Consider the following 24,219-nt stretch of genomic DNA (forward strand, 5'->3'; position numbering starts at 1 on the left):
TTCGGCGAACGCTTCGAACACTTGAGCGCTCGAAACGCTTCTGCTGATCTACCTCAGGACCGGCAGCGTATCCACAGTCAATGCTTCAGGCAATCGGATCTCGACAGCGACGGGAAGGTGGTCGGAAATTGGCTGCGCCAGCACCTCGACCCGTTCGAGGGTCAAGCTCGGGCTGAGCAGGATATGGTCCAGGCAGCGCTGAGGGCGCCAGCTGGGGAAGGTGGCCTCGGCCTGCGGGGCGATCAGGCCCAGATCGCGCAGAGGCGAGTGGTCGAGCAGGTCGGTGGCATGGGTGTTCATGTCGCCCATCAACACCTGGTGACGATAGCCGCCGATCAGCTCGCGAATGTAGGCCAACTGCCTGGCACGGGTCTTCGCCCCCAGTGCCAGGTGCATCATCACCACGATCAGCGCGTCGTCGCCCTCGCCGAATCGCACCAGAATTGCCCCACGCCCAGCCGGGCCAGGCAACGGATGGTCTTCCAGCAGATGCGGTTTGAGGCGGCTGAGCACCCCGTTGCTGTGCTGGGCGAACCGCCCGAGGTTGCGATTGAGCTGCTGGTACCAGTAGGGGAAGGCGCCCAACTGAGCCAAGTGCTCGACCTGGTTGACGAAGCCTGAACGCAGGCTGCCGCCATCGGCCTCCTGCAGGGCCACCAGGTCAAAATCGTTGAGCAGCTCGCCGATCTTTTGCAGGTTGCCCGCCCGCCCGTTGTGCGGCAGCAAATGCTGCCAGCTACGGGTCAGGTAATGACGGTAACGCTCGGTGCTGATGCCGACCTGAATGTTGAAGCTCAGCAACCGCAGGCGGCCATCCTCGGGCAGGCCAGGGGCCTGCAGGTGATGTTCGTTGACCTGCGGCTGATGCAGGCCAATGCCACGCGTGTTTCTGAAGCGGGGCATAGGGTTCGCCGCTTACTTAGCGGCGCGCTCCTTGGCGATCAGTTGGTCGGCGACGTTCAGGACGCCTTCCGGACCGCCTGCGGTACCCAGGTCGAAGCGGTACTTGCCGTTGACCACCATGCTCGGTACACCCGTGATTTCGTACTTTTTCGCCAGCTCCTTGGCCTGGTTGACCTGGCCTTTGATGGCGAAGGAGTTGTAGGTCGCCAGGAACTTGTCTTTGTCGACGCCCTGGGTAGCGAGGAAGTCAGCCATGTCGGCAGGGTCGGTCAGACGCTTGCGCTGGTTCTGGATGGCATCGAACACGGCGGCGTGCACCTTGTGCTCCACACCCATGGCTTCGAGAGTCAGGAACATCTGGCCATGGGCATCCCATGGGCCGCCGAACATTGCCGGAACGCGTTTGAAATTGACGTCCTTGGGCAGCTTGTCTACCCATGGGTTGATGGTCGGCTCGAAGTGGTAGCAGTGTGGGCAGCCGTACCAGAACAGCTCGATCACTTCGATCTTGCCAGGCACGGATACCGGAACAGGGTTGCTCAGCTCGATGTATTCCTTGCCGGCCACGGGCTCCGCAGCCTGGACGGCAGTCATACCGAATACGCTGGCAGCGACCAGCGCAGCGCTGAGAATCAGTTTACGCATGCTTTACTCCTGAGCAGTCATTGGTCGCCTCGACGCGACCTGAATTCAGACAGGTCGGGAAGGGCCCGAGTTCTGTAGTGTAACGGCTGCGGACTGAAAAAAGGGCGGTCCGGCCGCCCTTTCATCTTTGCCGTACAGCATTAACCGAATGTTAATGCAGGCCCTGGATGTAGCTGGACAACGCCTCGATATCCTTGTTGCTCAGCTTGCCGGCAATCGAGCGCATGGGCATGGCATCGCCATCATTGGTGCGATTGCCTTCGCGGAAGTCCGTGAGCTGCTTGGTCACGTACTGCGCATGCTGGCCCCCCAGGTGCGGGAAGCCGGCGAGGGCGATGCCAGCGCCATTGGGCGAGTGGCAGCCGGTACAGGCCGGCATGCCTTTCTCAAGGTCACCGCCGTTGAACAGGGCACGGCCCCGCTCGACCAGTTTTGGATCGGCCGCCCCCACGCTGCCTTTCTGACTGGAGAAATAGGCGGCGATATCGGCCAGGTCCTGGTCGTTGAAGTTGGCGAGCATGCCTGTCATTTCCAGCACGGTACGCTTGCCGGACTTGATGTCATGCAGTTGTTTTTCGAGGTAGCGCTGGCCTTGGCCGGCCAGTTTCGGGAAGTTCGGCGCCAGACTGTTACCGTCGGGGTTGTGGCAGGCACCACAGACGGCCGTCTTGGCCTGGCCGGCGGCGGCATCGCCTTTGATGGGGTCAGCAGCAGTGGCCGCACCTGCGACACCCATGGTCAACAGCAGACTCACGACTAGTTTGTTCATCAGCTAATCCAACACGGCTAAGGGTGAAATGTTATGTATCGGGACTGCCACTCATCCAAAGGATGACCAAACGGTAGTCCTCGGCACTGCAGTCCATGCACAATCCACGCGGCGGCATAGCCTTGAAACCCTGGGTAACATGCGCCACCAGTGTGTTCACACCTTGCGCCAGCCTTGGCTCCCAGGCTGCCCGGTCACCCCGCTTGGGTGCCTGTGGCAACTGCCCGGCGTGACAGGCCGCACACGTGCGGTTGTACAACGCCTCGGGATCCTGTGTAGCCTGTGCGCTGAAAAACGGTAGGAACATACCGACAGCAAGCAGCCATTTCGCCATGCGGAACGACCTGACAGGGTTGGGGGCCGCGCTGCGTTCTGATGCGCGAGCTATTGTTCGACACCCCATGCTCGATCTCCTTCGCTGGGAGAATGAGCACACAAAAACTGGGGCATTATATACTTCCGCCATCCAAACGGAAACGACACCGCTTGCCGGCTTCGGCCTTGGCAACACCCACATCGGATATCCCATGCAAGTCAAGAACCCCATCCTCGGCCTCTGCCAGAAAGCCAAATTCGCCCTCAGCGCAGCCAAGGTCGAACAATGTCCGGACGACCAGGGTTACGAGGTGGCTTTCGCCGGTCGCTCCAACGCCGGCAAGTCCAGCGCCCTCAATACCCTGACTCATGCCAGCCTGGCGCGCACCTCGAAGACCCCAGGGCGCACCCAGCTGTTGAATTTCTTCAGTCTGGACGATGAACGGCGTTTGGTCGACCTGCCGGGTTACGGATATGCAAAAGTCCCGATCCCGCTCAAGCAGCACTGGCAGCGCCACCTGGAGGCCTACCTGGGCAGCCGCGAGTGCCTGCGTGGCGTCATCCTGATGATGGACGTGCGTCACCCCATGACCGACTTCGACAAGATGATGCTCGACTGGGCAAAGGCCAGCGGCATGCCGATGCACATTCTGCTGACCAAGGCCGACAAACTGACCCACGGTGCCGGCAAGAACACCTTGCTCAAGGTGCAGTCGGAAATTCGCAAGGGTTGGGGCGACGGTGTGACCATCCAGCTGTTCTCGGCGCCCAAGCGCCTGGGAGTCGAGGATGCCTACCGCGTGCTGGCGGATTGGATGGAGCTCGAAGACAAGCCAACTGCCTGAAGTGAGCACAACCACCCTGCAGGAGCGGGCCCACCCGCTCCTGCGGGTGTGTACCGGCTGGTCAAATTCCGGGCAAAAAAAACCCCGGACTTCATATGGGGAGGGGGAAGTCTGGGGTTCAAGTCCGGACCGCTAGGGCGGGGTCCGGGTATCTGCCAACACTTAACACAACATAGGAGCATCGAAAGGCTTCACCAGCCATTCAGTTACTCTGAGCCCCGTTTCACCGATTTAGTTCCGAAGCCCTCAAAACTATTTGCGATAGTTTCATGAAACTTCAGAACCAGAGGCCCGAGGCCTGCTTCGGATCCGCGGCACACATCCCCGATCCTACACATCTTTTCCAGCGTAATCAGTGAGCTTCGTCCCAATTCGAGCCCACGCCTACCTCTACCAGCAGCGGAACATCCAGCTGCGCGGCATTGCTCATTTGCGTGCGAATTTCATCTTTCACCTGCTCGACCAGACCCTCTTTCACTTCGAGTACCAGTTCGTCGTGAACCTGCAGGATCACACGGGCATCCAGATTGCTCTGGGTGAGCCAGTTGTCCACATTCACCATCGCCCGCTTGATGATATCGGCTGCGGTGCCCTGCATCGGCGCGTTGATCGCCGTGCGTTCGGCGCCTTTGCGCAAGGCTGGGTTCTTGGCGTTGATGTCCGGCAGGTACAGGCGGCGTCCGAACAGGGTCTCGACGAAGCCTTGCTCGGCCGCCTGGGCACGCGTGCGCTCCATGTAGGCCAGCACACCGGGGTAGCGGGCGAAATAACGGTCAATGTAGTCCTGTGACTGCTTGCGATCGACACCGATCTGCTTGGCCAGTCCAAAGGCGCTCATACCGTAGATCAAGCCGAAGTTGATGGCCTTGGCGCTGCGGCGCTGGTCCGTGGTGACCGCCTCGAGTGCCACACCGAAGACTTCGGCGGCAGTCGCACGGTGGACATCGAGGTTGTTGCGGAAGGCATGCAGCAGGCCTTCGTCCTTGGCCAGGTGAGCCATGATGCGCAGCTCGATCTGCGAGTAGTCCGCCGCCAGCAGCTTGTAACCGGGGCTGGCAATGAAGGCCTGACGAATGCGTCGGCCTTCGGCCGTGCGGATCGGGATGTTCTGCAGGTTCGGGTCGCTGGACGACAGGCGCCCGGTCGCGGCCACGGCTTGCTGGTACGAGGTGTGGATGCGCCCAGTACGCGGGTTGATCTGCCCTGGAAGCTTGTCGGTGTAGGTGCTCTTGAGTTTACTCAGGGTGCGGTACTGCATCAGTACTTCGGGCAGCGGGTAACCCTGCTCGGCCAGTTCATCGAGCACCGCTTCAGCGGTGGAAGGCTGCCCTTTGGCAGTCTTGCTCAGCACGGGCATGCCCAGCTTGTCGTACAGGATGGCACCCAGCTGCTTGGGCGAACCCAGGTTGAACTCCTCGCCAGCCAACTCGAAGGCGCGGCGCTCCAGCTCGGCCATTTTCACACCCAGCTCGCCACTTTGGATCTTCAGCAGTTCGGCATCGACCAATGCCCCCTGGCGCTCGATCTTGGCCAGCACCGGCACCAGCGGCATCTCGATGTCCATCAGAACCGGCTGCACGCTCGGGGTCTTGGCCAGGCGCGCCTGCAGCGCCTGGTGCAGACGCAAGGTGATATCGGCGTCCTCGGCAGCATAGGGGCCGGCCTTTTCCAGGGGAATCTGGTTGAAGGTCAGCTGCTTGGCACCCTTGCCCGCAATCTGCTCGAAGGTAATGGTGGTGTGATCGAGGTATTTCTGCGCCAGGCTGTCCATGTCGTGACGGGTGGCAGTGGAATCCAGCACGTAGGATTCGAGCATGGTGTCATAGGCGACGCCACGCATCTGAATGGCCAGCTCGCAATTGGCGAGAATATTGATGTCGTACTTGGCGTTCTGACCGACCTTGGCCTTGCCTGGGTCCTCCAGCAACGGCTTGAGCGCCTTCAACACTTGCTCGCGGTCCAGCTGCGTCGGGGCCCCTTCGTAGTCGTGGGCCAGCGGCACATAGGCCGCCTCATGGGGCTCGACTGCGAACGACAGGCCCACCAACTGTGCCTGCTGTGCATCCAGGCTGGTGGTTTCGGTGTCGAAGGCAAACAGCTGGGCCTGGCGCAGCTTCTCAAGCCAGGCATCGAAGCGAGCCTGGTCGAGGATGGTTTCGTATTTAGGTTCAACCTTGGCCGCCGGTGCCTCGACCGGTTCAAGGGCTTCACCGGCCTGGCTGGCGTCACGCTGGACCTCGGCGATCCAGCTCTTGAACTCCATTTCGGTGTACAGCGCCAGCAGCGCCTCGCGGTCGGGTTCGCCGCAGACCAGGTCATCGACGTCGATTTCCAGCGCCACGTCGACCTTGATGGTGGCCAACTCATACGACAGAAACGCGGCATCGCGATGCTCTTCGAGCTTGGCTGGCAGGGTCTTGGCACCACGGATCGGCAGGGCCGCCACCTTGTCGAGGTTAGCGTACAGGTCGCTCAGACCACCGCCGATCCCTGTCAGCAGGCCGACCGCCGTCTTTTCGCCCACGCCCGGCACGCCGGGGATGTTGTCGACCTTGTCGCCCATCAGGGCAAGGAAGTCGATGATATGCTCGGGCCCGACACCGAACTTTTCGCGCACGCCCGCCACGTCCAGCACGCTCCCGGTCATGGTGTTCACCAGTGTGACGTGCCCGTCGACCAACTGCGCCATGTCCTTGTCACCGGTCGAGATGATCACCGGCCGGCCAGCGGTGGCACTGCTGCGAGCCAGGGTGCCGATCACGTCGTCGGCTTCGACGCCTTCGACGCACAACAGGGGGTAGCCCAGGGCTTTCACACTGGCGTGCAGCGGTTCGACCTGTACCCGCAAATCGTCGGGCATGCTTGGCCGGTTGGCCTTGTACTCGGCGAACATCGCATCGCGGAACGTACCGCCCTTGGCGTCGAACACCACGGCGAACAGGCTGTCTGGATATTGCTTGCGCAGGCTCTTGAGCATGTTCAGCACACCCTTGACCGCGCCGGTTGGCATGCCCTTGGACGTGGTCAGCGGCGGCAGCGCGTGAAAGGCGCGGTAGAGATAGGAGGAACCGTCCACCAGGACGAGGGGCACTTGGCTCATGAGGAGAATCAACCTTTTCGGCGGGTCCGGCGCTAGAATAGCCAGATCAATGACGACAAAGGGACAAGGTTATCATGCGTACACCCATTCGCCTGTTACTGCTCGGCCTGTTGGCAACCACGCCGGTCGTCACCCTGGCGGCGGACGACGCCCCATCGGCAGATCCCGATGTGACCATTCGCACGGAAGGCGACAAAACCATCCAGGAATATCGGCAAAACGGCTTCCTGTATGCGATCAAGGTCACGCCGAAGAACGGCAAGCCTTACTTTCTGGTACGCGCCGACGGCTCCGAAGGCAATTTCATTCGTTCCGACCAGCCGGACATGCTGATTCCGTCCTGGAAGATCTTCGAGTGGTAATCTGACGCGCACCGTTCACATCAACCTGGCACTTCCCGGCGGAAGTGCCCGCATGGGCAACTCTTCATCATGTCAGTCTTCACCCCCGTGACCCGGCCTGAGCTGGAAACCTTTCTGGCGCCCTACGAGCTGGGCCGTTTGCTCGATTTCCAGGGCATTGCCGCCGGTACCGAGAACAGCAACTTCTTCGTCAGCCTCGAACAGGGGGAGTTCGTCCTGACATTGGTCGAACGGGGCCCGGTCGAGGACATGCCGTTCTTCATCGAGCTGCTCGATGTTCTGCACGAAGCCGACATGCCGGTGCCCTATGCACTGCGTGACCGCGACGGCAACGCCCTGCGCGAACTGTGCGGCAAGCCGGCCCTGCTGCAACCACGGTTGTCGGGCAAGCACATCAAGGCGCCCAACAACCAGCATTGCGCTCAGGTGGGCGAACTGCTCGCGCACATTCACCTCGCCACCCGCGAGCGCATCATCGAGCGCCGTACCGACCGCGGCCTGGACTGGATGCTGCAATCGGGTGCCGAGCTGTTGCCGCGTCTCACCGCCGGGCAGGCTGCGCTGCTACAGCCGGCACTGGACGAGATCACCGCGCACAAGGCGCAGATCCTGGCCTTGCCCCGGGCCAACCTGCATGCCGACCTGTTCCGCGACAACGTGATGTTCGAAGGCACCCACCTGACCGGTGTGATCGACTTCTACAACGCCTGCTCGGGCCCGATGCTGTATGACATCGCCATCACCGTGAACGACTGGTGCCTGGATGAGCACGGCGCCATCGATGTGCCCCGCGCCCAGGCGCTGCTGGCGGCCTATGCGGCGCTGCGACCGTTCACGGCGGCGGAAGCTGAGCTGTGGCCAGAGATGTTGCGAGTCGGCTGCGTGCGGTTCTGGCTGTCGCGACTGATCGCGGCCGAGTCGTTCGCCGGCATGGACGTGATGATCCATGACCCGAGCGAGTTCGAGGTGCGTCTGGCGCAGCGTCAGCAGGTGGCGTTGCACCTGCCGTTCGCGCTCTAGGCCGCGCCTGCCTCTTGGTGGGTAAACCCGCTCCTGCACTAAAGCGATAACCTGGGAGTTTTCGCTAGCGCCGTGGGAGCGGGTTTACCCGCGAAGCGGTCGGAACAGGCTTACAACTGTTCCAGACACCCCGCCAGATCAGCACCCAATTTCTCCAGCAGCCGCTCATAGCCCCCGGCATCCACCAGGTCGGTGCCACCCAGGGCATCCAGCTCGGCCAGGCGCACCGGCAACCCTGCCGTCAGGGTCTCGGCCAACCGCGGCCGCAGCGGTGGCTCACTGAAGACACAGGTCTTGCCCACTTCCTGCAGGCGCTTGCGCATGGCGGCCACATGTTGCGCGCCAGGCTGTACCTCGGCAGCGACAGTGAACACTCCGGCGTGTTTCAGACCGTAAGAGGCCTCGAAGTAGTCGAAGGCTTCGTGGAACACGAAGTACGGCTTGTTGGCGATACCCGATACCCGCGCCTTGATACGCGCATCCAAGGCATCCAGACGTTCGACGAAAGCTTTCAGGTTGCCCTGGTAGCGCGCCGCGTTGGAAGGATCGACCGACGCCAGGTCGGCGGCCATCTTCGTCGCGATCACCCGGGCGTTGACCGACGACAGCCACAAATGCGCATCCAGGCTACCCGGCCGGTGATCGTGATCATGGTCGTCGTGGTCTTCTTCCTCATGGGAATGGCTATCCTCGCCGAAGTGACGAAGGCTCATGCCCGGCAGCGACTGAACCGCGACCGTGGGCTTGCTGCGGCTGCCCAGCACCCGTGGCAGGAAGCTCTCCATGTCCGGCCCGATCCAGTACAACAGGTCAGCATCGCCCACACGCCGCATGTCGGAGGGGCGTAGGGCATAGTGGTGCGGCGAGGCGCCCGGCGGCAGCAGCACATCGGGCGTACCTACGCCGTCCTGCACGGCGGCGGCAATCTGCTGCAGCGGCTTGATACTGGTGAGCACCCGCACGTCGGCGTGCGCCGAACAGGCGAGGAAAGCGACAAAAAGCACAAGGAATCGGGACACGATGAATACTCGACTCGTCAGAAACAGGTAACATAATAACGTCTCCATCCAGAACCGTCGCTGCCCATGTCCATTACGCCGCTGGCTCACCGTCCCCACGATCACTCCCATTGCGTACACAGCGCACTGGCTGAGGCCGACGCCCTGTGCACGCGCCAGGGCCTGCGCCTGACCGCTCTGCGCCGTCGCGTACTGGAGCTGGTCTGGCAGAGCCACAAGCCGTTGGGCGCCTATGACATCCTTGCCGTGCTCAGCGAGCAGGATGGGCGCCGCGCCGCGCCCCCTACCGTGTACCGGGCACTGGACTTCCTGCTCGAAAACGGCCTGGTCCATCGCATCGCATCGCTCAACGCCTTCATCGGTTGCAGTCACCCTGAACATGCGCACCAAGGCCAGTTCCTGATCTGCCGGGTATGTCATGTAGCCATCGAGCTGGAGCAGGACAGCATCAGCGACGCCATCATCGCCAGTGCCAAGGACGTAGGTTTCAGCGTCGAAACCCAGACCGTCGAGATCGTCGGCCTGTGCGGCAACTGCCGGAGCGCGGCATGAGCGATGCACTGATCCGCCTTGAGCAGGTCGGCGTCACTTTCGGTGGCGAGGCAGTGCTCGACAGCATCGACCTGTCGGTCTCCCCTGGGCAGATCGTCACGCTGATCGGCCCCAACGGCGCCGGCAAGACCACGCTGGTACGCGCCGTGCTCGGCCTGCTCAAGCCGCACCGCGGTACGGTATGGCGCAAACCGCGCCTGCGCATCGGCTACATGCCGCAGAAAATCCAGGTGGACGCCACGCTGCCACTTTCGGTACTGCGCTTCCTGCGACTGGTACCGGGTGTCGACCGTGCGGCTGCTTTGTCGGCCTTGCAGGAAGTGGGCGCCGAACAGGTCATCGACAGCCCGATCCAGACCATCTCCGGGGGTGAGATGCAACGCGTGCTGCTGGCCCGCGCACTGCTGCGCGAACCTGAGCTGCTGGTACTGGATGAGCCGGTGCAGGGCGTCGACGTGGTCGGGCAGACCGAGCTGTACAACCTGATCACTCGCCTGCGCGACCGCCATGGCTGCGGCGTGCTGATGGTGTCGCACGACCTGCACCTGGTGATGAGCGCCACCGACCAGGTGGTTTGCCTGAACCGCCATGTGTGCTGCTCCGGCCACCCCGAGCAGGTCAGCAACGACCCGGCGTTCGTCGAGCTGTTCGGCCAGAACGCGCCAAGCCTGGCCATCTACCATCACCACCACGATCACAGCCATGACCTGCATGGCTCGGTGATCGCCCCTGGCACCCATGTTCACGGAGAGCACTGCAAGCATGGCTGATTTTCTTCTGTATGCCCTGCTTGCGGGCCTTTCCCTGGCGCTGGTGGCCGGCCCACTGGGTTCCTTCGTGGTCTGGCGGCGCATGGCCTACTTCGGCGATACGCTGTCCCACGCGGCCCTGCTCGGCGTGGCACTGGGCTTCGCCCTGGATGTCAGCCCTGCGCTGGCAGTGACCGTGGGCTGCCTGCTGCTGGCGATCCTGCTGGTGACGCTGCAACAGCGCCAGCCGCTGGCCTCCGATACCCTGCTCGGCATCCTGGCCCCCAGCACCCTGTCGCTGGGCCTGGTGGCGCTCAGCTTCATGCACGATGTGCGCATCGACCTCATGGCCTATCTGTTCGGTGATTTGCTGGCCATCAGCACCACCGACCTGGCCTGGATCCTCGGTGGCAGCGCGCTGGTCCTGCTGCTGCTCGCAGCCTTGTGGCGCCCCCTGCTGGCGGTCACCGTGCACGAAGAGCTGGCCATGGTCGAAGGCTTGCCAGTGGCGAGCCTGCGCATGGCGCTGATGCTGCTGATTGCAGTGGTCATCGCCGTCGCCATGAAGATCGTCGGGGTGCTGTTGATCACATCGCTGCTGATCATTCCCGCCGCCGCGGCACAACGTCACGCCCGCTCCCCCGAGCAAATGGCCTTGGGTGCCAGCCTGCTGGGCGTCACCGCCGTGTGTGGCGGCCTGGCCCTGTCATGGTTCAAGGACACACCGGCCGGCCCGTCGATCGTGGTGTGCGCCGCAGTGCTATTCTTGCTGAGCCTGGCCTTGCCCAAGCGCTGAAAACCGGGGGGTGCGCAGGCATACCCTGCAACCTTTTCAAGGGTAAAGGGTCTGTAAGACCTGTTTTCGAGCGTATGCCCCTGGGTGTAGACTTGCTCGCTTTTTGCGCAAATAGAGAGTCGCAGGAATGAAGCCGTTCGCCTCCCGTTATCTGCTTGTTGCCGCGTTTTCGCTGTTCCTGGCTGCCTGTTCCAGCGCGCCGGTCGAACAGGCGGGTGCACCTGCCCAAGCCGATGCCTGGCAGCAATTGCAGCAAAGTATCACCAGCGATGAGCTGGCCACCGCCGAAGATCAGTTGGCGGCGCTGCAAACCCAGTCGCCCGACGACGCACGCCTGGAGCAATACCAGCGCCAGCTTGCCGAAGCCTACCTGCAGCGTAGCCAGATCGTCCTGCAGAAGGGCGACGTCAATGCTGCAGCCACCGCGCTGGCCCGTGCCCGGGCGCTGATGCCCCAGGCGCCAGCGGTGACCGGTGGCGATGCCGTTACCCAGGCACGCAAGGCCGAGCTGGAAAAAGCCGAGGCAGCGCTGAAGGCTGCCGAGGCCAAGCCCCAGGCGCGGGTGATCGACCCGGCTGCACCAAGCACCGTCGTTGCGCTGAAAACCACCGATATCCGGGCGATGCGACGCCAGCTCGACGAAATTGCCAAGGACGTGGTGAATTACCAGTGCGAGGTGGTGTTCCAGGTACCTCGGACCGAAGACGCGCCTTGGCTGAAGACACTGCTTGAGAAGCGCGTGCACAAGATCGACAGCGATTTCGAGCTCAAGCAGAAGCATGAAATCCGACGCTCGATGCGGGCACAGGTCGTTCTGGTCCCGCATCAGCAGTGACGATCAGGGCTGCTTTTGCAGCCCTCAGGCCGGCACACCCTCCGCGACGGCCTCTCGCTCCCATACCCGATGCCCTTCTACGGCTTTGACGAAGGCATTCATTACCGCCTTGTCATCTCCCAGCAGCAGCCCCCTGTCTTGCTTCAGGCCCAGGCTGCTTGCCAGATCCTTGGTCAGCACCATCGCCTTCAGATGCTTGTAACCCTCCAGCAGGAAATGCTTCGCCAAGCCGCTAGACGCCAGCGCCTTGACCGATTCGCTGCCGCCCGGAACGACTATCCCATCGAACATGATCGACGGCATACCCTCCATCGACGCGTCTACCGGTAACTGCTTGCCATCTGCCGTCTTCACCGGCGCGGAGCTCGGCCCCAGCAGCAGTGGACGGGCGCTCTCGGCCTCCAGCGCCTTGACCAGCGCGTCAACGCTAGCCGCATCCACCCCATCGGCCACCAGCAGCGCAATCTTGCGCCCCTTGATACCGACGTCACCAGGATGGTTCATCTGGCTCAGCGCCTCGGATTGCGCGAGTTTGCTTCCCTTGACCTTCACCGTGCCCTGCTTGGGCGCCGGCAACCCGAGGTTCGCTGCTACTGCAGCCGCCAGCTTCAGGTCGATGTTAGCCAGAATCTCGTTCACCTCTCGCTGGCGGATGGTCTCTCGCTCCACCTTGCCCAACTCGAAGCTGTAGGCCTTGATGATGTGTTGCTGCTCAGTCGGGCTCATGCTCTGGAAAAACAGCCGCGCCTGGGAGAAATGGTCGCCGAACGATTCGCTGCGCTGGCGGATCTTGTGCGCGTCGATGCGCTCCTGATAGCTCTCGAAACCGCCGTCCTGCGCCGCAGGAGGCGTCTCCTTGGGCCAACCGCCGTCGATAGAGTTCGGCTCGTATGAGGCACGCCCCCTGTTGATGGTCATGCGGTGCATGCCATCGCGCTGGCCGTTGTGGTTCTGCGACATCGGGCAGTTGATCGGGATCTCATGGAAGTTCGGGCCACCCAGCCTGCTGATCTGAGTATCGGTGTAGGAAAACAGCCGGCCCTGCAGCAGCGGATCATTGCTGAAGTCGATACCCGGCACGATGTGCCCCGGACAGAAAGCCACTTGCTCGGTTTCGGCAAAGAAATTGTCCGGGTTGCGGTTGAGCACCATCTTGCCCAGCTTGGTGACTGGCACCAGTTCCTCGGGAATGATCTTGGTCGGATCGAGCAAGTCGAAGTCGAACTTGTGCTCATCGGCCTCAGGTACGATCTGCACACCCAACTCCCACTCAGGGTAGTCACCGGTTTCGATCGCTTCCCACAAGTCGCGGCGATGGTAGTCGGTGTCTTTGCCCGCCAGCTTCTGTGCCTCATCCCATAGCAATGAATGCACGCCCTGGCGCGGCTTCCAGTGGAACTTGACGAAACTGGCCACGCCCTCGGCGTTGATCATGCGGAAAGTATGCACGCCAAAGCCTTCCATCATCCGCAGGCTGCGCGGAATGGCGCGATCGGACATGGTCCAGATGACCATGTGCGCCGATTCCGGCACCAGCGAAACGAAGTCCCAGAAGGTGTCATGGGCCGAGCCGCCCGTCGGTATCTCGTTGTGCGGTTCAGGCTTCACGGCATGCACGAAGTCAGGAAACTTGATCGCATCCTGAATGAAAAACACCGGCATATTGTTGCCAACAAGGTCGAAGTTGCCTTCATCGGTGTAGAACTTGACGGCGAAGCCGCGCACATCGCGCACCGTGTCTCCCGAGCCGCGTGGCCCTTGTACCGTGGAAAACCGTACGAACACCGGCGTGATCTTCTCCGGGTCCTGGAGGAAGCCAGCCTTGGTCAACTGGGCATGACAGCCGTAGCTCTGGAAGTAGCCATGGGCACCGGTACCCCGGGCGTGGACGATACGCTCAGGGATGCGTTCATGGTCGAAGTGGGTGATCTTCTCGCGCAGGATGAAGTCTTCGAGCAGCGATGGTCCGCGAGGGCCCGCCTTCAGGCTGTTCTGGTTATCGGCGATCTTCACGCCCTGGTTGGTGCGCAGCGCCTGCCCGGTGGCATCGCTGCGGCAGGACTCCAGCCGCTGCAGCTTGGCGTTGGTGTTGGCCCGGTCAGGGGTATCGGTGCCGGCGACTTCACTGTGCTTGGGCGCGTCGTTCTTCTTGGTGGGCATGAGTCGGCTCTCCTCGTCAGTCTTCAGGCATGCCCTGTACGGGCTCGTTCAAGTAGTGACTAGGAAGCTTTGCCGAGCGTTCAATCAGGATTACCGGTTGTCGCGTTATGCCCGCTGGATTGGTGCATGACGAAATAAATGCTAAGAACAGCTATGGGAAAAGGCTAAAATGCGCGACCCCCGGCCAACCGCCGACACAAATTCCATGCGCCCCACAAGGTTCGCTACGTGATCGAGTTCCAAAATGTGCATAAGACCTACCGCGTCGCCGGTAGGGAAATCCCAGCTCTCAACCCGACCAGCCTGACCATCGAAAACGGCCAGGTATTCGGCCTGATTGGCCACTCCGGTGCGGGCAAGAGCACCATGCTGCGCCTGATCAATCGCCTCGAGGAGCCCTCGGGCGGCAAGATCATCGTCGACGGCGAAGATGTCACCGCCTTCAATGCCAACCAGCTACGCGGTTTTCGTCAGCAGGTCGGGATGATTTTCCAGCACTTCAACTTGCTGGCATCCAAGACCGTGGCCGACAACGTGGCGCTGCCACTGACCCTGGCCGGCGAACTGTCGCGCAGCGAGATCGACAAGCGCGTCAGCGAACTGCTGGCCCGCGTTGGCCTGCAGGACCATGCCAGGAAGTACCCGGCACAGCTGTCTGGCGGTCAGAAGCAGCGCGTCGGCATCGCCCGTGCCTTGTCCACCAACCCAAAAATCCTCCTATGCGACGAGGCCACAAGCGCCCTCGACCCACAGACCACGGCCTCGGTGCTGCAGCTGCTGGCCGAGATCAACCGCGAGCTGAACCTGACCATCGTGCTGATCACCCACGAAATGGACGTGATCCGCCGGGTGTGCGACCGCGTTGCGGTCATGGATGCCGGCCATATCGTCGAGCAGGGCTCGGTGGCCGAAGTATTTCTGCATCCGCAACACCCGACCACCAAGCGCTTCGTGCAGGAAGACGAACACGTCGATGAAAGCGAGCAGCGTGACGACTTCGCCCACGTGCCAGGCCGCATCGTGCGCCTGACATTCCAGGGCGATGCGACCTACGCACCGCTGTTGGGCACCGTGGCCCGTGAGACCGGGGTCGACTACAGCATCCTCGCTGGACGTATCGACCGCATCAAGGATGTCCCCTATGGACAGCTGACCCTGGCCGTCACCGGCGGCGACATGGAGGCGGCGTTCGACCGCTTCAAGGCAGCTGACGTACATATGGAGGTACTGCGTTGATGGACGCGCTCAATTTCTTCGCCAACGTCGACTGGGCCGAAATCTGGCTGGCCACCGTCGATACCATGATCATGCTGTTCGGCTCGCTGTTCTTCACCGTGCTGCTGGGCCTGCCGCTGGGCGTACTGCTGTTCCTCTGCGGACCACGGCAGATGTTCGAGCAGAAGGGCGTCTATGCGCTGTTGTCGTTCGTCGTCAACGTGCTGCGTTCGCTGCCGTTCATCATTCTGCTAATCGTGATGATCCCGGTCACCGTGATGATCACTGGTACCTCGCTGGGTGTCGCGGGCGCCATCCCGCCGCTGGTGGTAGGCTGCACGCCGTTCTTCGCACGCCTGGTCGAAACGGCCCTGCGCGAAGTGGACCGTGGCATCATCGAAGCCACCCAGTCGATGGGCGCCACCACCCGCCAGATCATCACCAACGCGTTGCTGCCAGAGGCCCGTCCGGGCATCTTCGCAGCCATCACCGTCACTGCCATCACCCTGGTGTCCTACACCGCCATGGCGGGTGTGGTGGGTGCCGGCGGCCTGGGCGACCTGGCGATCCGCTTCGGCTACCAGCGTTTCCAGACCGACGTGATGATCGTTACCGTCGTGCTGCTGCTGATTCTGGTTCAAGTCCTGCAAAGCGTGGGCGACAAACTGGTCGTGCATTTTTCCCGTAAGTAACCCCAATGGGGTCGGCCAGGCCGACCCGTTCGGGGGCCGTCGCGGCCCTCACAAGGAGTGATCAATGAAGAAGCTGCTTGCTGTCGCTGCCGCCATCGCGGCCTTCTCGGCCCACGCCGACACCCTGACCGTTGCCGCCACCCCGGTGCCGCACGCCGAGATCCTCAAGTTCGTCCAGCCACAGCTGGCGAAGGAAGGCGTAGAGCTGAAGGTCAAGGAATTCACCGACTACATCCAGCCGAACGTGCAGGTCGCCGAGAAGCGCCTGGACGCCAACTTCTTCCAGCACCAGCCGTACCTGGATGAATTCAACAAGTCCAAGGGCACTCAGCTGGTCAGCGTTACCGGCGTGCACCTGGAGCCCTTGGGCGCCTACTCGACCAAGATCAAGAAGCTCGACGAGCTGTCCTCCGGTGCCACCGTGGTCATCCCCAACGACGCCACCAACGGCGGTCGTGCCCTGTTGCTGCTGGACAAGGCCGGTGTGATCAAGCTCAAGGACAACAAGAACATCCTGTCCACCGTCAAAGACATCACCGGTAACGACAAGGGCCTGAAGTTCCGTGAGCTCGAAGCAGCCACCATCCCCCGCGTACTGACCCAGGTCGACCTGGCGCTGATCAACACCAACTATGCGCTGGAAGCCAAGCTGAACCCGGAGAAGGATGCACTGGTCATCGAAGGCAGCGACTCGCCTTACGTGAACATTCTGGTGGCTCGTCCGGACAACAAGGACTCGGACGACATGAAGAAACTGGCTGCTGCGCTGCACTCGCCAGAGGTGAAGAAATTCATCGAAGAGAAGTACAAGGGTGCGGTGATTCCGGCGTTCTAAGCCGCAGATCTACACCCGCCTCTTCGCGGGCAAACCCGCTCCCACAGGTGAACCGCTGTGCTCCAGATCAGCGGAAAAGCTCTGGGAACGGGTTCACCCGCGGGGCTTTCAGGGCCTGGTTCAATCCCGCTTGACCAACCCCGGCAACTGCGCCACCAGCTTCTGGTTATTGAACGGCGCTCGAATGAACCCACGCTGACGCCCGTCCGGCCCGACGATTGCCAGGTTGCCACTGTGATCCACGGTATACCCAGGCTTGCTGGTATCGGCCGGAATGAAGGGAATGCTCAAGGCGTTGGCCAGTTTCTGGGTATCCTCGATCGACCCCGCGACCCCCACGAAGTCCTTGTCGAAATAGCCCAGGTACTGCTTGAGCTGGTTCGGCGTATCGCGGTTCGGGTCAACGCTCACCAGCATCACTTGCAGCCGGTCCACGGCCTCCTTGGGCAGTTCGCTCTTCACCTGGCGCAACTGGGCCAGGGTAGTAGGGCAGATGTCCGGGCAGTAGGTGTAGCCGAAGAACAGCAGCGACCACTTGCCCTTGAGGTCATCCAGCTTTACCGGCTGGCCGTCCTGATTGGTCATGGTCACGTCCGCCACCGTACGGCTCTGGGGCAGCAGGATAATGCCGGCGTCGATCAGCTCGGCAGGGTTGGGTTGGCTGCGGCCATTGAGCACCTTGTTGACGGTAAGGCCCAGGATCAGCGCGACCAGGGCGACGAGGATGAATACGGTTTTCTGGGTTCGAGTCATAGGTTCAGCAACAAGTAGTGGTCAACGAGCAACGCGATGAACAGTGCGAACAGGTAGCCGATAGAGTACTTGAACGTGCCGATCGCCGCGTGCGGCCGGCTGCCACGGTACAACACCCACGCCCAATGCAGAAAGCGCAGGCCGAGCAAAAGGGCACAAACCAGGTAGAGCAGGCCGCTCATGTGGATGGCGTAGGGCAACAGGGTAACCGCCAGCAGAATCAGGGTGTAGAGCAGGATATGCAGCTTGGTGTATCCCTCGCCGTGGGTTACCGGCAGCATCGGAATATCGGCCTTGGCGTATTCCTCCTTGCGGTGAATGGCCAACGCCCAGAAATGCGGGGGCGTCCAGGCAAAGATGATCAGCACCAGCAGCAGTGGCTCGGCGCTGATGTGGCCGCTGACCGCCACCCAGCCGAGCAACGGCGGTGCCGCGCCAGCCAACCCGCCGATGACGATGTTCTGTGGCGTGGCGCGCTTGAGAAAGCCGGTGTAGAGCACTGCATAACCCAACAATGAAGCCAGGGTCAGCCAGGCCGTGAGGGCGTTGGTGAAGACCAGCAGCGAAGCCATGCCCATCAGGGCCAACGCCAGCGCGAACAACAGCGCCGGCAGAGGCGCTACCCGGCCTTCGGCCAGTGGCCGCTTCTGGGTGCGTGCCATGAGTGCATCGATACGCCTGTCGACCACATGGTTGATGACCGCCGCACCACCGGCGCACAGGGCTATGCCCAAATTGCCGAACACCAGCACGCTCCAGGCCACACCCGCACGGGTGGCGAGAAACATGCCCACCAGCGAGGTGATCAGCATCAACACGACCACCTTGGGTTTGGTCAATTCCAGATAGTCGCGCCAACCGGCACGCGAGCGGTGTGCACTCAGAAGCGTCGCCACGAATCATTCCTCATAGGTTGCGAGAGGCCTACGCCTGGCACAGGCGTAAGACGCCAGCCATGACCGACGCGAACCTTGTCGACCACCCGAATGCGGTAGTTCACAAGCACCATGCTCAGCAACAACAGCGCGCCGCCTGCGTTATGTGCCACGGCGACGGCCAGGGGCAAATGGAACAGCACGTTGCTGATGCCCAACCCGACCTGCATCACCAATGCCAGGAGCACCAGGCGCGCCAACCGGCTCAGGCCACAGCGGTGAAGCTTCCAACTGAGCATCAGCAGGACACAGGTGACGATCATCGCGCCCAGTCGATGGCTGATATGAATGGCCGTGCGCGCATCGCTGTCCAGCTGCCCGCCGAGGTAGTTCGGACCGACATGTTGGGTCAGGTGGAAGCCATTGCTGAAGTCGGCTGACGGCCACCATTGCCCATGGCAGGTGGGCAAGTCGATACAGGCAACCGCGGCATAGTTGGCACTGACCCAACCACCCAAGGCGATCTGCCCAATCACCACCAGCAATGCCAAGGCAGCCACCCTGCGCAGGCTCAACGGCAGTTTTGGCAGTGGCGCAAATGCCCGGGATAGACGCAGCGACAACAGGAACAGCAGGCTCAACGTGGTAAAGCCCCCCAGCAGGTGCGCAGTGACCACCTGCGGCCACAACTTGAGAGTGACCGTCCACATCCCGAATGCCGCCTGGGCCAGGACCACCCCAAGCAGCAATACCGGCAAGCGGTAGGGCTGGCCATCACGCGCGTGACGGCGCACCGCCTGTAGGGCCAGGTAAGCGATCACCAGCGCCAAGGTACCGGCAAAGTAGCGATGGACCATTTCGGCCCAGCCTTTGGCCTCTTCCACTGGGTGTTCGGGAAAGTGCAATTCGGCATGGGCCAGCTGCGCTTCAGTCTTGGGCACGCTGATGAAGCCATAGCAGCCTGGCCAGTCCGGGCAACCGAGGCCTGCATGGGTGAGGCGGGTATAGGCACCGAGCAGGACGACCAGCAGTGCCAGCAGGGTGGCGAACACAGCGAGGCGGAATCCAGGTCTGGCCATGACAGGCTCCTAGCCGATGTTGGACAGCTTGAGCAGGTGACGCAGGTCGTCCAGCACATGCTTGCCGTTGACCTTGGCGTCATAGCGCAGCACCAGGTTGCCGTGAGGGTCGACGATCCACAGTTGCGGACCGGCTTCCTCCACTTTCTGCAGGTAGCGTTGAATATCCAGCGGGTAGCGCTGCAACTGGGGATATTCGCGACCCAGCAGGGCCTGATAGTCGGGGCTCAATGGCTGGGCGATGGCCAAGGCATGACTGGCACGGCTGGCGTCGCGACCAAGGCCGATCTGGATCTGCCGGGCCAGGTACACCAGTTTCTGACAATCGTCGGCGCAGGCCTGGGGCGTGCTGACCAGCAGCTGCCACCGTTCGTCCTGCGCAGTGATGCCGATGTCTGCAAGGCTCTCGCCATTGCCGATCATCACGCCGTGATAGCTGCGCCCCTCCGGCACCCAGAACTGCAGCTTGTACATGAAGGTGGCGAGCAGCATCGGCCCGAGCACCACCAGCAGGATCAGAATCAGCTGCAAACGCCCACGGGCTTTGGGTTTGCGGCCTTCAGGCACGTCCAGTGGACTGGTGGCGGCGGCCATGGTCGTTCTCCTTCTTGTTGTGCCAGCCAAAGTAGAGGTAAAGCAGCACCAGGGCGGTGGCCAGGGCGAACCACTGCACGGCATAGCCCTGGTGCTTTTCCGGGCCCATGGCGACCACCGGCCAGTCTGCACGGTAGCTGGCGGGGCCGGGCTGCAGGCGCAATTCATGGGCGAAACCTTCGCGGTCCAGCTGTTGCCACAGGTGGGCGGGGTCGACAGCGGTCAGCAGGTGAGGCCATTGACCGCCCTCCGGGTCGGGGTGAAGCTGGAAAGCACTGCCCGGCGCCACATAGACCGAAGCATCCAGCACCATGGATTGCGCAGGCGTCTCGAAGTGCACGGGTACACGGCGGTCGGGCCAGGGCAGCCAGCCGCGGTTGACCAACAGCCACAGCCCGCTGGCCTGGTCATGGAAGGGCTGGAGCAGCTCGATGCCTGCCTGGCCGTCGCGCATGCGGTTATCCAACAGCACACTGTGTTCGCCATCGAAGCGTCCAAAGAGGTGCACGCGTCGGTAAGCTGCATCCTCAGCCAGCTGCAACTGAGCCGCGCCCACCGGGGCCTCCACCTGGCGCTGGGCATAGGTGTCCAGCAGGGCGCGTTTTTCCTGTGCGCGGCCGAGCTGCCAGCCGCCGAGCGAAATCAGCACCGGCAGCAGTGCAAGCACTACCAGGGTGGGCATCCAGCCTGGTCGAAACGGCCTCACAACGGCCTCATACGGTCGAGCGCTATACTTATCCACATCACCGCATCCCCCCGGAGTATCGTCATGCTCAAGGCCGCGATTGTCCTGATGCTGTTGGCCACGATTGCCAGCCTGTTCAGTGGCCTGGTGTTTCTGGTCAAGGACGATGAAAACTCGACCCGGCTGCTCAAGGCACTGACCGTTCGTGTCGCCCTGGCCGCCGTCACCGTGGGGCTGGTGGCCTGGGGCTTCATCAGTGGCCAGCTGGTTTCCAACGCCCCCTTCTGAAACACGTTGCATCTGCGGCTAAAGCCGGCTTGCCCGCAACCGCCCCTACAGCACGTAGACAAAGATGAACAGCCCGACCCACACCACATCGACGAAGTGCCAGTACCAACTGGCCGCCTCGAAACCGAAGTGTTTGTCCGGGTTGAAATGCCCGCGCAGGATACGCACGAGCATGACGATCAGAATGATCGTGCCAAGGGTAACGTGGGCACCGTGAAAGCCCGTGAGCATGAAGAAAGTCGCGCCGTAGATGCCAGAACCCAAGGTCAGCCCAAGCTTGGTGTAGGCCTCGTGATATTCGTACGCTTGCAGCGCGATGAAGCTGATGCCCAGGATGATGGTCAGCGCCATCCACAACTTCAGTGCCCCACGATGATCACGCCGCAAGGCGTGGTGGGCGATGGTGATGGTTACACTGGAACTGACCAGCAAGATGGTATTGATCAGCGGCAGGTGCCACGGGTCGATCACCTCCTTGGGCGGCGGAAAGAGTTTCGGGTCCGGGGTGTTGAGCAACGGCCAGGCGAACTCGAAGCTTGGCCACAGCATGTGGGCGATCCCCTTGTGTCCTTCGCCCCCCAGCCATGGGCCAGCCAGCACGCGCACGTAGAACAGCGCACCGAAGAAGGCCAGGAAGAACATCACTTCAGAGAAGATGAACCAACTCATGCCCCAGCGGAACGAGCGGTCCATCTGCGCGCTGTAGAGACCGGCATGGCTTTCCTTGACCACCGCGCCGAACCAGCCAAACAGCATGTAGGCCAGAAACAACGCACCGATGAAAAAGATCAGTGGCCCATGGGAATCGGGATGCCCGGCCTTGAGGTCATTGAACCAGGTGCCCAGGCCGAACATGGTGATGAACATGCCGATCGTCGCGATGATCGGCCACTTGCTCTGCGCCGGGACGTAATAGTGCTCGTGACTTGCCATTGCTGTTCTCCTTCCCTTAACGGGCGCCCTGGACGTCCTGGGTCGCGAGATGCGCGACCGGCGGGTGGCGAGCGGTGATGTCGAACAAGGTGTAGGCCAGTGTCAGGTGCTTCACGCTGGCCGGCAGGTCGCGATCGACGATGAAACGCACCGGCATCTCGATGCGTTCGCCGGGTTGCAGCACCTGCTGGGTGAAGCAGAAACATTCGGTCTTGTGGAAATACGCCGCCGCCTCGGCCGGGGTGATGCTGGGAACGGCCTGGGCGCTCATGGGCCGCTCCGTCGGGTTCCGCGCGATGAAAATCATCTGGTTCACCGCCCCTGGGTTGACGTCGATCTGGTCGGCCGTGGAATAGAAGTCCCAGACCATGTCACCGGCATTGGTCGACATGAACTGCACCCGCACGCTGCGCGACGGGTCGCTGAGCTGGGTGCCTTCGTACTGCCCGCCGGTCTTGCCATTGATGCCAAAGGCTTTGCACATCACGTCGTAGAGGGGCACCAGGGCAAAGCCGAACGCGAACATCACAACGGTCAGCATCAGCAGGCGCAGCACCAGGCGTTTGAGTGACAGGCCGTTCATGGGCACTTTCCTATTTCACTTCCGGTGGCGTCTGGAAGGTGTGGTAGGGCGCTGGCGAGGGGATCGACCATTCCAGGCCCTCGGCGCCATCCCAAGGCTTGGCCGGCGCAGGTGCGCCACCGCGGATGCACTTGATGACGATGAACAGGAAGAAGATCTGCGTCGCACCGAACATGAAGGCACCGATCGATGACACCATGTTGAAGTCGGCAAATTGCAGGTTGTAGTCGGGAATCCGCCGTGGCATGCCGGCCAAGCCAACGAAATGCATGGGGAAGAAAGCCAGGTTCATGCCGATGAACGACAACCAGAAGTGCAGCTTGCCCAGGGTTTCGTCGTACATGTGGCCAGTCCACTTGGGCAACCAGTAGTAGGCAGAGGCAAAGATGCCGAAGATCGCCCCGGGTACCAGGACGTAGTGGAAATGCGCCACCACGAAGTACGTGTCGTGGTACTGGAAGTCAGCCGGTGCGATGGCCAGCATCAATCCTGAGAACCCGCCGATGGTGAACAGGATGACGAAGGCAATGGCGAACAGCATCGGCGTTTCGAAGGTCAACGAGCCCTCCCACATGGTGCTGACCCAGTTAAACACCTTGACCCCGGTGGGTACGGCGATGAGCATGGTGGCGTACATGAAGAACAGCTCGCCAACCACCGGGATGCCAACCACGAACATGTGGTGCGCCCAGACGATGAACGACAGGAAGGCAATCGCACCGGTGGCGTACACCATCGACGTGTAGCCGAACAGCGGCTTGCGCGAAAATGCCGGAATGATCGAGCTCACAGCGCCGAACGCCGGCAGGATCATGATGTACACCTCGGGGTGGCCGAAGAACCAGAACACATGCTGGAACAGTACCGGGTCACCGCCACCGGCGGCGCTGAAGAAGCTGGTGCCGAAGTGAATGTCCATCAGCATCATGGTCACCACGCCAGCCAGTACCGGCATCACCGCAATCAGCAGGAAAGCGGTGATCAGCCAGGTCCAGACGAACAGCGGCATCTTCATCAGGGTCATGCCGGGGGCACGCAGGTTGAGGATGGTGGCGATCACGTTGATCGCCCCCATGATCGAGCTGATACCCATCATGTGGATGGCGAAGATGAAGAACGTCACGCTGGCCGGCGCATAGGTGGTCGACAGCGGGGCGTAGAAGGTCCAGCCGAAGTTAGGCCCGCCGCCCGGGGTGAACAGGGTCGAGACCAGCAGCAGGAACGCCGCCGGCAGCAGCCAGAAGCTGAAGTTGTTCATCCGCGGCAGGGCCATGTCCGGTGCCCCGACCATCAGCGGGATCATCCAGTTGGCGAGTCCGACGAAGGCGGGCATCACGGCACCGAACACCATGATCAGGCCATGCATGGTGGTCATCTGGTTGAAGAAGGCCGGCTCCACGATCTGCAGTCCCGGCTGGAACAGCTCGGCGCGTATCACCATGGCGAACGAGCCGCCGAGCAGGAACATCATGAAGCTGAACCACAGGTACATCGTGCCGATGTCCTTATGGTTGGTGGTCAGCACCCAGCGCATCAAGCCCTTGGCTGGGCCATGGGCATGTTCGTGGCCGTGGGCGTGGTCGTCGATCACTGCACTCATGTCCTGTCTCCTGCAAC

26 protein-coding genes are annotated in these 24,219 nt (G+C 62.0%); 11 read left to right on the plus strand and 15 right to left on the minus strand.

Going from position 1 to position 24,219, the window contains the following annotated elements:
• Window positions 1–48 precede the first annotated feature (48 nt).
• The 4 genes from H620_RS0101680 to H620_RS0101695 all read right to left on the minus strand — a co-directional run bounded on the left by H620_RS0101680 (window position 49) and on the right by H620_RS0101695 (window position 2,651).
• On the minus strand, window positions 49–903 hold the full coding sequence (locus H620_RS0101680) for an endonuclease/exonuclease/phosphatase family protein (RefSeq protein WP_023378030.1): 855 nt from the start codon (window positions 901–903) through the stop codon (window positions 49–51).
• A gap of 12 nt (window positions 904–915) precedes the next feature.
• The gene (gene dsbA, locus H620_RS0101685; RefSeq protein ID WP_023378029.1) at window positions 916–1,548 is read right to left on the minus strand and encodes a thiol:disulfide interchange protein DsbA; all 633 of its coding nucleotides are present in this window, start codon (window positions 1,546–1,548) and stop codon (window positions 916–918) included.
• Between the two features lie 151 nt (window positions 1,549–1,699).
• Window positions 1,700–2,317 (minus strand): c-type cytochrome, encoded by a 618-nt coding sequence (locus H620_RS0101690; protein WP_023378028.1) that lies wholly within the window; start codon window positions 2,315–2,317, stop codon window positions 1,700–1,702.
• A gap of 31 nt (window positions 2,318–2,348) precedes the next feature.
• Complete coding sequence (locus H620_RS0101695; RefSeq protein WP_023378027.1) at window positions 2,349–2,651, minus strand: c-type cytochrome; 303 nt, start codon at window positions 2,649–2,651, stop codon at window positions 2,349–2,351.
• Between the two features lie 193 nt (window positions 2,652–2,844).
• Between H620_RS0101695 and yihA the strand changes: the two genes are divergently transcribed.
• The gene (gene yihA, locus H620_RS0101700) at window positions 2,845–3,477 is read left to right on the plus strand and encodes a ribosome biogenesis GTP-binding protein YihA/YsxC (RefSeq protein ID WP_023378026.1); all 633 of its coding nucleotides are present in this window, start codon (window positions 2,845–2,847) and stop codon (window positions 3,475–3,477) included.
• 352 nt (window positions 3,478–3,829) lie between these two features.
• Here yihA and polA read toward each other — a convergent pair whose 3' ends face one another.
• Entirely contained in the window at window positions 3,830–6,577 is a 2,748-nt protein-coding gene (gene polA / locus H620_RS0101705; RefSeq protein WP_023378025.1) for a DNA polymerase I, read from the minus strand.
• A 74-nt stretch (window positions 6,578–6,651) separates the two neighbouring features.
• Between polA and H620_RS0101710 the strand changes: the two genes are divergently transcribed.
• Complete coding sequence (locus tag H620_RS0101710; RefSeq protein ID WP_023378024.1) at window positions 6,652–6,939, plus strand: DUF2782 domain-containing protein; 288 nt, start codon at window positions 6,652–6,654, stop codon at window positions 6,937–6,939.
• Window positions 6,940–7,008: 69 nt separating this feature from the next.
• On the plus strand, window positions 7,009–7,959 hold the full coding sequence (locus H620_RS0101715; RefSeq protein ID WP_027906630.1) for a homoserine kinase: 951 nt from the start codon (window positions 7,009–7,011) through the stop codon (window positions 7,957–7,959).
• A 110-nt stretch (window positions 7,960–8,069) separates the two neighbouring features.
• Here H620_RS0101715 and H620_RS0101720 read toward each other — a convergent pair whose 3' ends face one another.
• Window positions 8,070–9,026 (minus strand): zinc ABC transporter substrate-binding protein, encoded by a 957-nt coding sequence (locus tag H620_RS0101720; protein WP_049818686.1) that lies wholly within the window; start codon window positions 9,024–9,026, stop codon window positions 8,070–8,072.
• 18 nt (window positions 9,027–9,044) lie between these two features.
• Here H620_RS0101720 and zur point away from each other — a divergent pair, with 18 nt between their 5' ends.
• The 4 genes from zur (at window position 9,045) to H620_RS0101740 (ending at window position 11,910) form a co-directional block, all read left to right on the plus strand.
• Entirely contained in the window at window positions 9,045–9,530 is a 486-nt protein-coding gene (gene zur / locus H620_RS0101725; RefSeq protein WP_023378021.1) for a zinc uptake transcriptional repressor Zur, read from the plus strand.
• The gene (gene znuC / locus H620_RS0101730; RefSeq protein WP_023378020.1) at window positions 9,527–10,300 is read left to right on the plus strand and encodes a zinc ABC transporter ATP-binding protein ZnuC; all 774 of its coding nucleotides are present in this window, start codon (window positions 9,527–9,529) and stop codon (window positions 10,298–10,300) included. Before zur ends, znuC begins: the two co-directional genes overlap by 4 nt.
• Entirely contained in the window at window positions 10,293–11,075 is a 783-nt protein-coding gene (gene znuB, locus H620_RS0101735; protein WP_023378019.1) for a zinc ABC transporter permease subunit ZnuB, read from the plus strand. Before znuC ends, znuB begins: the two co-directional genes overlap by 8 nt.
• Before the next feature lie 127 nt (window positions 11,076–11,202).
• Window positions 11,203–11,910, plus strand: a complete 708-nt coding sequence (locus H620_RS0101740) for a PA5502 family lipoprotein (protein WP_023378018.1) — start codon at window positions 11,203–11,205, stop codon at window positions 11,908–11,910.
• A 24-nt stretch (window positions 11,911–11,934) separates the two neighbouring features.
• On the opposite strand, the gene katE is transcribed toward H620_RS0101740, so the two are convergent.
• On the minus strand, window positions 11,935–14,097 hold the full coding sequence (gene katE, locus H620_RS0101745; protein ID WP_273497311.1) for a catalase HPII: 2,163 nt from the start codon (window positions 14,095–14,097) through the stop codon (window positions 11,935–11,937).
• Window positions 14,098–14,298: 201 nt separating this feature from the next.
• On the opposite strand from katE, the gene H620_RS0101750 reads away from it, so the two are divergent.
• The 3 genes from H620_RS0101750 to H620_RS0101760 all read left to right on the plus strand — a co-directional run bounded on the left by H620_RS0101750 (window position 14,299) and on the right by H620_RS0101760 (window position 16,812).
• Entirely contained in the window at window positions 14,299–15,306 is a 1,008-nt protein-coding gene (locus H620_RS0101750) for a methionine ABC transporter ATP-binding protein (protein WP_023378016.1), read from the plus strand.
• Window positions 15,306–15,977, plus strand: a complete 672-nt coding sequence (locus H620_RS0101755; RefSeq protein ID WP_023378014.1) for a methionine ABC transporter permease — start codon at window positions 15,306–15,308, stop codon at window positions 15,975–15,977. The genes H620_RS0101750 and H620_RS0101755 overlap by 1 nt, the downstream gene beginning before the upstream one ends.
• A gap of 64 nt (window positions 15,978–16,041) precedes the next feature.
• Window positions 16,042–16,812: a MetQ/NlpA family ABC transporter substrate-binding protein gene (locus tag H620_RS0101760; protein WP_023378012.1), complete on the plus strand. Its 771-nt coding sequence runs from the start codon at window positions 16,042–16,044 to the stop codon at window positions 16,810–16,812.
• Window positions 16,813–16,932: 120 nt separating this feature from the next.
• Here H620_RS0101760 and H620_RS0101765 read toward each other — a convergent pair whose 3' ends face one another.
• From H620_RS0101765 to H620_RS0101785, 5 genes are read right to left on the minus strand one after another with little or no spacing between them, the layout of a single operon-like run.
• Window positions 16,933–17,565, minus strand: coding sequence for an SCO family protein (locus H620_RS0101765; protein WP_023378011.1), 633 nt, complete (start codon window positions 17,563–17,565; stop codon window positions 16,933–16,935).
• The gene (gene cyoE / locus H620_RS0101770; protein ID WP_023378009.1) at window positions 17,562–18,461 is read right to left on the minus strand and encodes a heme o synthase; all 900 of its coding nucleotides are present in this window, start codon (window positions 18,459–18,461) and stop codon (window positions 17,562–17,564) included. Before cyoE ends, H620_RS0101765 begins: the two co-directional genes overlap by 4 nt.
• Window positions 18,446–19,519 (minus strand): COX15/CtaA family protein, encoded by a 1,074-nt coding sequence (locus tag H620_RS0101775; RefSeq protein WP_023378007.1) that lies wholly within the window; start codon window positions 19,517–19,519, stop codon window positions 18,446–18,448. Before H620_RS0101775 ends, cyoE begins: the two co-directional genes overlap by 16 nt.
• A gap of 9 nt (window positions 19,520–19,528) precedes the next feature.
• A complete protein-coding gene (locus tag H620_RS0101780; RefSeq protein WP_023378006.1) occupies window positions 19,529–20,113 on the minus strand; it encodes a hypothetical protein in 585 nt (194 codons plus the stop codon).
• On the minus strand, window positions 20,079–20,819 hold the full coding sequence (locus tag H620_RS0101785) for an SURF1 family protein (protein ID WP_027906633.1): 741 nt from the start codon (window positions 20,817–20,819) through the stop codon (window positions 20,079–20,081). The genes H620_RS0101780 and H620_RS0101785 overlap by 35 nt, the downstream gene beginning before the upstream one ends.
• A 63-nt stretch (window positions 20,820–20,882) precedes the next feature.
• Between H620_RS0101785 and H620_RS0101790 the strand changes: the two genes are divergently transcribed.
• Window positions 20,883–21,086, plus strand: a complete 204-nt coding sequence (locus H620_RS0101790; protein WP_023378002.1) for a twin transmembrane helix small protein — start codon at window positions 20,883–20,885, stop codon at window positions 21,084–21,086.
• A 45-nt stretch (window positions 21,087–21,131) separates the two neighbouring features.
• Here H620_RS0101790 and H620_RS0101795 read toward each other — a convergent pair whose 3' ends face one another.
• From H620_RS0101795 to ctaD, 3 genes are read right to left on the minus strand one after another with little or no spacing between them, the layout of a single operon-like run.
• On the minus strand, window positions 21,132–22,019 hold the full coding sequence (locus tag H620_RS0101795; RefSeq protein WP_023378001.1) for a cytochrome c oxidase subunit 3: 888 nt from the start codon (window positions 22,017–22,019) through the stop codon (window positions 21,132–21,134).
• Window positions 22,020–22,035: 16 nt separating this feature from the next.
• Window positions 22,036–22,602, minus strand: a complete 567-nt coding sequence (locus H620_RS0101800; protein ID WP_023378000.1) for a cytochrome c oxidase assembly protein — start codon at window positions 22,600–22,602, stop codon at window positions 22,036–22,038.
• A 10-nt stretch (window positions 22,603–22,612) separates the two neighbouring features.
• Complete coding sequence (gene ctaD, locus H620_RS0101805; RefSeq protein WP_023377999.1) at window positions 22,613–24,202, minus strand: cytochrome c oxidase subunit I; 1,590 nt, start codon at window positions 24,200–24,202, stop codon at window positions 22,613–22,615.
• Window positions 24,203–24,219: the final 17 nt, after the last annotated feature.

It is taken from the genome of Pseudomonas taiwanensis DSM 21245 (assembly GCF_000425785.1).
GTDB classification, from domain to species: Bacteria; Pseudomonadota; Gammaproteobacteria; order Pseudomonadales; family Pseudomonadaceae; genus Aquipseudomonas; species Aquipseudomonas taiwanensis.